The following is an 8,380-nucleotide window of genomic DNA, read 5'->3' on the forward strand; positions in this document are numbered from 1 at the left end:
TCTTTAATTTAACCTCTTCATTAGATGAAATATCTATAGTATTTTGTTCCTTTATTATAGATGCAGTAGGCTTAATAGCAACTTTAAATAATATTGGCATTCCATTAGTTATTCCTCCTAATATTCCACCATTATTATTAGTTTTAGTCATTACTTCTCCATCTTTATAATAATACTCATCATTACATTCTGAACCCTTCATTGTTGACATTTGGAATCCCTTACCGAATTCTATTCCTTTTACTGCTGGAACTGAAAACATTAAATGTGCTAATGTTGATTCTACTGAATCAAAGAAAGGATTTCCTATACCTGGCTTTATTCCTAAAACAGCACATTCTATAGTTCCTCCTATAGAATCACCATCTTCCTTAGCCTTTAATATCTCATTTCTCATTTCATTTTCTAAGGATTTATTCATTAATGGTAGCTCTTCATCCTTTAGCTTTAATAATTCATCCTTATTTATTTCAGCATTTAAAAAGCTAGTATCATTTATATTTCCTATTGAACTTACATGAGCTCCTATTACTATTCCCATTTCAGCTAGTATTTGCTTGCAAATAGTCCCTGCAAATACTAATGGTGCTGTTATCCTTCCTGAGAAGTGTCCACCACCTCTATAATCATTAAAGCCAGAATATCTTATATTTCCCGGGTAATCTGCATGACCTGGTCTCATATAATCCTTAAGCTTTCCATAATCTCTTGAACGAGTATCTGCATTTCTTATTACTGCACATAAAGGAGTTCCTGTAGTTCTTCCTTCAAAATACCCACTTAAAATTTCTGGCTTATCACCTTCTTTTCTAGCTGTAGATATTGAACTTTTTCCTGGTGCTCTTCTTCCCATTTCAAAGGAAACATTGTCCATATCTATTTCAAATCCTGAAGGAAGTCCATCAATAGTAATACCTATTCCTGTTCCATGGGATTCTCCAAATATAGAAACTCTTATATTATTCCCCCACATTCCACTCATCTACACAACCTCCTAGCATCTTAAAATCTTCGAAGAATTTAGGATATGATTTAGAAACACATTCCCAATCTTTAATAATTATTGGTTTCTTACATTTAGTTGAAGCTATTGCTAATGTCATTGCTATTCTATGATCCTTCCAACTCCAAACTTCAATTCCACCATCTAATTCTTCTTTTCCTTCTATTATTAAGCCATCTTCTCTTTCTTCTATACAAGCTCCTAGCTTATTTAATTCTGTAGCTACTGCCTTTAATCTATCACATTCTTTTATTCTAAGTCTTCCAGCATTAATTACTTCAGTTCTTCCCTTGCTTAAAGCTGCAACTAAAGATAAAACTGGAATAATATCAGGACATTGAGAACCATCTATTATAGTAGAAACTAATTCTCCCTTTCTTTCTCCCATTACTCCATCCTTTATTACTTTAAAGTCTAATCCCATTCTTTCTAATATATCTATAACTTCCTTGTCTCCCTGAAGAGAATTTAAATCTAAATCTCTTACAAGTACAGGGTTATCTAAAGCATTTGCTGATAAGTAAAAGGCTGCTTGAGAATAATCTCCATCTACTCTATAGTTTCTAGAATTATATCTTTGATTACCTTTAATAATAAATTCTTTATAATCATTATTTATAATTTCTATTCCAAAATCCTTTATACAAGAAAGAGTTAAATCTATATATCCCTTTGATTCCATTTCTGTAGTTATAACTATTTTAGAATCACCATTTAAAAGAGGAAGTGCAAATAAAAGTCCTGTTATAAATTGTGAACTTACATTGCCTTCTATTTCATAACTAGCTGGCTTTAAACTTCCATTAACTAATAAATCAAGCTTATCTCCACTTAATGAATACTTTATTCCATCTCTATCAAAAATATTATAATAAGTAGTTAAAGGTCTTTTTCCTAAATTTCCTCTTCCTAAAAATCTACTTTCTCCATTAAACACTAATGATATAGGAACTAAAAATCTTAAAGTAGAACCTGACTCATTACAATCAATTACTCTATTTTCTTCTATATTAACTTCTTCTGAAAATATACCTGTTATTTCTAAGTATTCTTCACACTTATTTATTTTTGCTCCTAAAGCTTTCATTCCTTCAATAGTTGCAATCATATCATCAGAATAATCTATATTTTCTATTTTACTCTTTCCACTTCCTAAGGCTGCACAAATAATTGCTCTATGTGCCATACTTTTTGAAGGTGGAATTTTTACTTCACCATTAATTTTACCTGGTGTTAATTTTAAAGAACCCAAAATCTCACCTCATTATTTAAAAAATTCTATATTCGTCTTGTATATTATTGAATCTCCAATTTGATTTAATAATATAACATTTAAAGTTTTCCCTAGGTTTTTTTTGTCTAATGTTATTGCTTCTAAAATGTTTTCCATAGCTATTTCCATTTTATATGGAAGGTTATTTTGAATTAATAATTCTTTTATTTCATTAGCTGTGCCTTCCTTGCTTATTCCAAGACCTTCGCTAATTTTAGTTATAGCATACATTCCTATAGCTACTGCTTCACCATGAGTAAACTTTTTATAATTAAAATACTGTTCAATTCCATGACCAATAGTATGACCAAAGTTTAATAACATTCTATCTCCAGTATCTTTTTCATCTCTTTCAACTACTTCTCTTTTTATATCACAACAAGTATAAATAATTTCTTCTATATTATCTATAACTTCTTTTTTAGTTTTATAACTTTTTAACTTATAAAAAAAGTCCTTATCCTTTATACAACCATATTTTATTACCTCAGCCATTCCATCATTAAAGAATCTTTCGCTTAATGTATTTAATACATTTGGATCTATTAAAACAGCCTTTGGTTGATAAAAACTTCCTACAAGGTTTTTACCTCTTTCTAAATCTACTCCAACCTTTCCTCCAACACTACTATCTACTTGTGCAAGAAGTGAGGTAGGACATTGTATAAATTCAATTCCTCTTAAATATGTAGACCCTACAAATCCACCTAAATCTCCTATTACTCCACCACCTAATGTTAATAATAAATCCTTTCTAGTTATTTTAAAATCTAATAATTCATTATATAGGTATGGAAGAGTATTAAAGCTTTTAGTCTCCTCTCCAGGCTCTAAAACTATCTTTTTAACTTCATAGCCATAGCTTTTAAGATTATTTTCTACAGCTTCACCATAAAATTTATCAACATTTTTATCTGTTAATATTACTATCTTTTTCCCCTTAAAAACCTTCTCTATTTCTAAGGCTATATTTTTAATTAAACCTTTTTCTATAATAATTGGATAACTTTTTTCCTTTAAGTCTACAACTAAATTCATAAGAACCTCCCAATATAACTTACTCCACCTAGCAAATACCAGGTGGAGTTTCCTAATAATACTCTTAAAGCTCTCTTCCAACAGCTTCAGCTATTGCTCTTAATTCATTAAATAACTTTCCGTAGTTCTCTGGAGTAATAGATTGTGGTCCGTCACATAATGCCTTTGCAGGATCATTATGAACCTCTATAATTAATCCATCAGCTCCTACTGCTATTGCAGCCTTTGCAAGTGGTTCAATCATGAAACGCTTACCTGTTGCATGGCTTGGATCTACTACTACTGGTAAGTGGCTTAATTTCTTAATAGCTGGTATTGCACTTAAATCTAATGTATTTCTTGTATATGTTTCAAAAGTTCTTATTCCTCTTTCACATAATATTACATTTTCATTTCCACCTGCCATTATATATTCAGCACTCATTAGTAACTCTTCTATTGTAGCAGATAAACCTCTTTTTAGTAAAATAGGCTTGTTTGTTTTTCCTAATTCCTTTAATAAATCGAAGTTTTGCATATTTCTTGCACCAACTTGTATTACATCTACATTTTCATTAAATACTTCTACATCATATGGTGACATAATTTCTGTTACTATTGGTAACCCTGTTTGCTCTCTTGCTACCTTTAATAATTCTAATCCATCATATTCTAGTCCTTGGAAACTATATGGTGAAGTTCTAGGTTTAAATGCTCCACCTCTTAAGAAATTTGCCCCTAATTTCTTAACTTCATTAGCAATTAAAGTAATTTGCTCTGCACTTTCTACTGAACAAGGACCTGCTATCATTGCTATTTTCTTTCCACCTATTTCTTGACCATTTATATCTACAATAGTATTTTCAGGATGGAACATTCTATTAGCCTTTTTAAAAGGCTCTTGAACATGCATTACCTTTTCTACATTATTATTAGCTTCTATTTGTAATGGGTCTATTCTACTAGTATCCCCTACTAATCCTAATATTACAATTTCAGTTCCTATTACTGGATTAACTGTTACTCCCTTTGCTTCTAATTCTGCTGTTAATTTTTTTACCTCTTCACCTGACGTTTTTGGTTTTAAAATAATTACCATAATTGTTGCCCCCTTAATTTATCTTCTTATTAATATTTTTATAAAAAAAGAAGAACCCTTTAATGAGTTCTTCTAAAATAAACGAATTATCTTTTATATACACCTATGTATAGTCAGAATTTTATATACTCATTAAGAAAGAATTATATTCACTTTTTTTGTACTCAAAATAACCAGCGCTAAATATAAAGCCCCAGAATGTAAAGTAAAAAAAGCTATAAAATTTTTCTAATTCTATTCTTAATCCTTTCATAAAATCCTCCATAAGTTTTCTCTTAAATTTATTAATCTTTTACCTAATTATACCAAAGATTATCTATCTGTCAACATTTTATTTAAATTTTTAGAATTTTCTTTTATATATTTGTCTATATTTTAAGTCAATGTAGATATTAAAGTGCTTTGTAGATATTACAAGTAAACAAATTTACGTAAAAGTGAAAAGTTGAGGTAGAAACTCTCTTAGTTTCTTAAATTAATAAATATAATAAATCCCCTTAGGGATTTCCACCATTACTAATATTAACTTTTCAGTCTTATCTCTTACACAAATATTATAATATAGGTGCCACCAAACGTATCAAAGCTTCTTTTATCTTTAATGCTCTACTTCTATTTTCATACTCTTCAAAGCTTACTAGCTTACATTCCTTTTCATCATTAAAGAATATTTCCTCTTGCTTTTTAGAAAATTCCTCATCATATATAACTGCATTTATTTCAAAATTTAAGCTAAAGCTTCTTATATCTAAATTTGCTGTTCCTATACTACATACCTTTCCATCAGCTACAATAGTTTTGGCATGAATAAATCCTTTTCCATATCTATATATCTTTACTCCAAATTCCATTAAGTCACCAATATTAGCACTTAACATCCATTCCATAAAGAAATGATCTGGTACTCCTGGAACTATTATTCTCACATCTACTCCTGATAAAGATGCTATTTTAAGTGCTTCTAGTACTGGCTCATCTAAAACTAAATATGGTGTTTGAATATATACTCGTTCCTTTGCACTATTTATTATCTTCATATAAGCATTTTTAATATATTGCTCCTTATTATCAGGCCCTGAAGATATAATTTGTATTCCAACATCTCCATAGGATTTTTGCTTTGGAAAGTACTTTTCATAATCCATAACCTCATGTTCTGAAGCATAATCCCAATCTAAAATAAATCTTTTGTTTAATTCATTAACAGCTTCTCCCTTAATCCTTATATGAGTATCTCTCCAAAAGTCAAATTGATCTCCACCATTAACATACTCATCTCCTACATTAAAGCCACCAACATATCCAACTTCACCATCTATAACTACTATCTTCCTATGATTTCTATAGTTTAAACGTATATTTACATATGGTAAAATACCTGGGAAAAATATTGAAAACTTTATTCCTAAACTTTCAATATATCTTATTTGCCTCATTCTTAAATGCTTAGAGCCCATTGCATCTACTAATAATCTTACCTCTACCCCTTCTTCTACCTTTCTTCTTAACTCCTCTATAAAGCTAGTTCCAAGTCCATCTAATCTAAATATGTAATATTCTATATGGATAAACCTTTTAGCTCCTCTTATATCTGATAATAAATCTCTGAACTTCGTTTCTCCATCTATATATGTTTTAACTTTATTTCCCACGGTATACATGGATCCTGAATGATTATAATTCATTTTAATTAAATCCTTATAACCTTCTTGTATCTTGTGTGCATTATCTTCTTCTATAAACTTTTCTTCTAGATCCTTTAATTTTTTAGCATCTACAATCTTCTTTTCTCTAAATATTTTTTGTCTATGTAAGTTTTGACCAAATATTAAATAAAGAATAAACCCTACTCCTGGAATTAAAAGTAATATTAAAAGCCATGCCCAAGTCGTCGTTGGCTCCTTTCTTTCAATAAAAATAAGGGAAACTGCACTTATTATATTCATGCTATAAAACATAGCAATTACTACTGAAATAGTCATTAAATTTCACCTTTCTATATAAAATTTAATTTATAAATATATTTTTCTTTACTAAAACATTATATATTTTTTTCATTATAAATTAAATAGATATATCCAATATTTATCATTTAGTTACAAAGATAAGGCTAAGAAGTCAATTAAATTCTTAGCCTAAATAAATTTATATTTAAATTAACTCCTTACCTACTGTATCCCAAACCCCTACTATTCCTGAATAAAGATGGAATAAATTTTTAAAGCCATTATCCTCTAAAGTAATTATTGCAACAGGACTTCTTCTTCCTCTTGCACAATGAACTAATATATTAGTTTCCTTATATTCATCTAACTCTTTTATTCTTTCTCTTAACTCATAAATAGGTATATTTATTGAATTTTTCATGTGTCCCCTACTATATTCCTTAGCTGTTCTAACATCTAAAATGATTGTATCTGGTGCTTCCTTTAAAAAATTTATTCCCTCTAAAATGTTTAAGTTTTTCATAATAAAAACACCTCTCCTTACAAGTTAATATTTTAAGTAAACCTTTTCACCTTGCTTTATAAATTATATCCTTTAAATAAGATTTATATAAAAGAATCTTATTTTCTAATATATTTATATAAGTTTTAAAAAATGAATAAATTTTATTGACATTAACGTTACGTAAATGTGTATATTAAAAATATAGGAGGTGCTGATATGGAATATTCTATTCAAAGGCTTAGTAATCTAGCTGGAATAAGTACAAGAACCTTACGATATTACAATGAAATTGGACTACTTAATCCAAGTAGAGTAAGTTCTTCAGGCTATAGAATTTATGGTGAAATAGAAGTTAAAAAGCTTCAGCAAATTTTATTTTACAAGGAACTTGGAGTTAGCCTCCATGAAATAAAAGATATATTAAATAATCCTAAATTTAATATTGCTGAAGCATTAGAAAGTCATCATGAGAAACTTATGGAAGAAAGACAAAGACTTGATTTATTAATTAAAAATGTTGAAAAAACTATTGCTAATACAAAAGGAGAAATTGAAATGGCAGATAAAGAAAAATTTAATGGGTTTAAAAAAGATTTAATAGAAAAAAATGAAAAGAAGTACGGAAAGGAAATTCGTGATAAATACGGTGATGATACTGTTAATAAATCTAATAAAAAATTTGCTAATATGAGTAAAGAAGATTTTGATAGATTTAATTTATTAGCAGAAGAAATAAATACTAAACTTTTAGATGCAATGGATACTAATGATGCATCATCAGAATTATCCCAAGAAGTAGCTAAACTTCATAAGGAATGGTTGTGCTTTACATGGCCTAAATACTCTAAAGAAGCTCATGCCGGACTTGCTGAAATGTATGTAGCTGATGAAAGATTTACAGCTTATTATGATAAGTTAAGACCTGGTGCTACTAAGTTCTTAAGAGATGTAATTTTAGTATTCACAGGAAATAAGTAACTAATTTACTTTAACAAACTAAACAGATTACTTTTTAAGGCGTAAATTAGAAAGTATATAAAAATGGAGTAAGAATTTTTCTTACTCCATTAAATTTTAGTTGAAATATCTTTGAAATGCGAATAAAAAAATACCGCATATTCATTTGAATAATACGGTATTTTAAATGATTAATTATTAGCCAATAAATTCCTTTATGCACTTTCTGTACGCTTCAACTGGATTATCTGATGTAGTAATTGGTCTACCGACAACAATATAATCTGCCCCTATTTCTTTTGCTTTAGCAGGTGTTGTTACTCTAACTTGGTCTGAAATTTCACTGTCGGAAAAACGAATTCCAGGAGTTATAGTTAAGAATTCTTCTCCACATATATTATGTACTCTACCTGCTTCAATTGGAGAACATACAACTCCATCAAGTCCTGCTATTTTAGCATTTTTTGCATATTGTATTACTACTTCATCAATTTCTTTATCAATTAAAATTTCTTTTATCATTTTCTCTTCGCTTGTGGAAGTCAACTGTGTAACTGCTATAAGTAAAGGTCTGCTTCCA

Annotated in this window: 9 protein-coding genes; 1 reads left to right on the forward strand and 8 read right to left on the reverse strand. The window is 29.0% G+C overall.

The features are described from left to right. From aroC to ACRDBA_RS10415, 7 genes are all read right to left on the reverse strand, one after another. A partial coding sequence (gene aroC, locus ACRDBA_RS10385; protein WP_438572851.1) for a chorismate synthase occupies nucleotides 1–982 on the reverse strand: 982 nt, incomplete at its 3' end. Then, nucleotides 960–2,255, reverse strand: coding sequence for a 3-phosphoshikimate 1-carboxyvinyltransferase (aroA, locus tag ACRDBA_RS10390; protein ID WP_438572852.1), 1,296 nt, complete (start codon nucleotides 2,253–2,255; stop codon nucleotides 960–962). The genes aroC and aroA, both read right to left, overlap by 23 nt. Before the next feature lie 12 nt (nucleotides 2,256–2,267). Further along, a complete protein-coding gene (gene aroB / locus ACRDBA_RS10395; RefSeq protein WP_438572853.1) occupies nucleotides 2,268–3,314 on the reverse strand; it encodes a 3-dehydroquinate synthase in 1,047 nt (348 codons plus the stop codon). A gap of 64 nt (nucleotides 3,315–3,378) precedes the next feature. After that, nucleotides 3,379–4,392: a 3-deoxy-7-phosphoheptulonate synthase gene (gene aroF / locus ACRDBA_RS10400; RefSeq protein ID WP_438572854.1), complete on the reverse strand. Its 1,014-nt coding sequence runs from the start codon at nucleotides 4,390–4,392 to the stop codon at nucleotides 3,379–3,381. A gap of 121 nt (nucleotides 4,393–4,513) precedes the next feature. After that, nucleotides 4,514–4,645, reverse strand: coding sequence for a hypothetical protein (locus ACRDBA_RS10405; protein WP_438572855.1), 132 nt, complete (start codon nucleotides 4,643–4,645; stop codon nucleotides 4,514–4,516). A 301-nt stretch (nucleotides 4,646–4,946) separates the two neighbouring features. Continuing rightward, nucleotides 4,947–6,374: a cardiolipin synthase gene (gene cls / locus ACRDBA_RS10410; RefSeq protein ID WP_438572856.1), complete on the reverse strand. Its 1,428-nt coding sequence runs from the start codon at nucleotides 6,372–6,374 to the stop codon at nucleotides 4,947–4,949. Between the two features lie 169 nt (nucleotides 6,375–6,543). Further along, nucleotides 6,544–6,861 (reverse strand): rhodanese-like domain-containing protein, encoded by a 318-nt coding sequence (locus ACRDBA_RS10415; RefSeq protein WP_438572857.1) that lies wholly within the window; start codon nucleotides 6,859–6,861, stop codon nucleotides 6,544–6,546. A gap of 198 nt (nucleotides 6,862–7,059) precedes the next feature. Here ACRDBA_RS10415 and ACRDBA_RS10420 point away from each other — a divergent pair, with 198 nt between their 5' ends. After that, nucleotides 7,060–7,821: a MerR family transcriptional regulator gene (locus ACRDBA_RS10420; RefSeq protein WP_438572858.1), complete on the forward strand. Its 762-nt coding sequence runs from the start codon at nucleotides 7,060–7,062 to the stop codon at nucleotides 7,819–7,821. Between the two features lie 177 nt (nucleotides 7,822–7,998). On the opposite strand, the gene pyrF is transcribed toward ACRDBA_RS10420, so the two are convergent. Continuing rightward, nucleotides 7,999–8,380: orotidine-5'-phosphate decarboxylase (pyrF, locus tag ACRDBA_RS10425; protein WP_438572859.1), on the reverse strand; the 382-nt coding region annotated here is incomplete at its 5' end.

It is taken from the genome of Clostridium sp. (assembly GCF_051654825.1).
In the GTDB taxonomy this organism is placed as follows: Bacteria; Bacillota; Clostridia; order Clostridiales; family Clostridiaceae; genus Clostridium.

Coding starts and splice junctions, on each gene's coding strand:
- ACRDBA_RS10415 (WP_438572857.1), bottom strand. CDS start 6,861: ATGAAAAACTTAAACATTTTAGAGGGAATAAATTTTTTAAAGGAAGCA.
- aroF (WP_438572854.1), bottom strand. CDS start 4,392: ATGGTAATTATTTTAAAACCAAAAACGTCAGGTGAAGAGGTAAAAAAA.
- ACRDBA_RS10405 (WP_438572855.1), bottom strand. CDS start 4,645: ATGAAAGGATTAAGAATAGAATTAGAAAAATTTTATAGCTTTTTTTAC.
- ACRDBA_RS10420 (WP_438572858.1), top strand. CDS start 7,060: ATGGAATATTCTATTCAAAGGCTTAGTAATCTAGCTGGAATAAGTACA.
- aroB (WP_438572853.1), bottom strand. CDS start 3,314: ATGAATTTAGTTGTAGACTTAAAGGAAAAAAGTTATCCAATTATTATA.
- cls (WP_438572856.1), bottom strand. CDS start 6,374: ATGACTATTTCAGTAGTAATTGCTATGTTTTATAGCATGAATATAATA.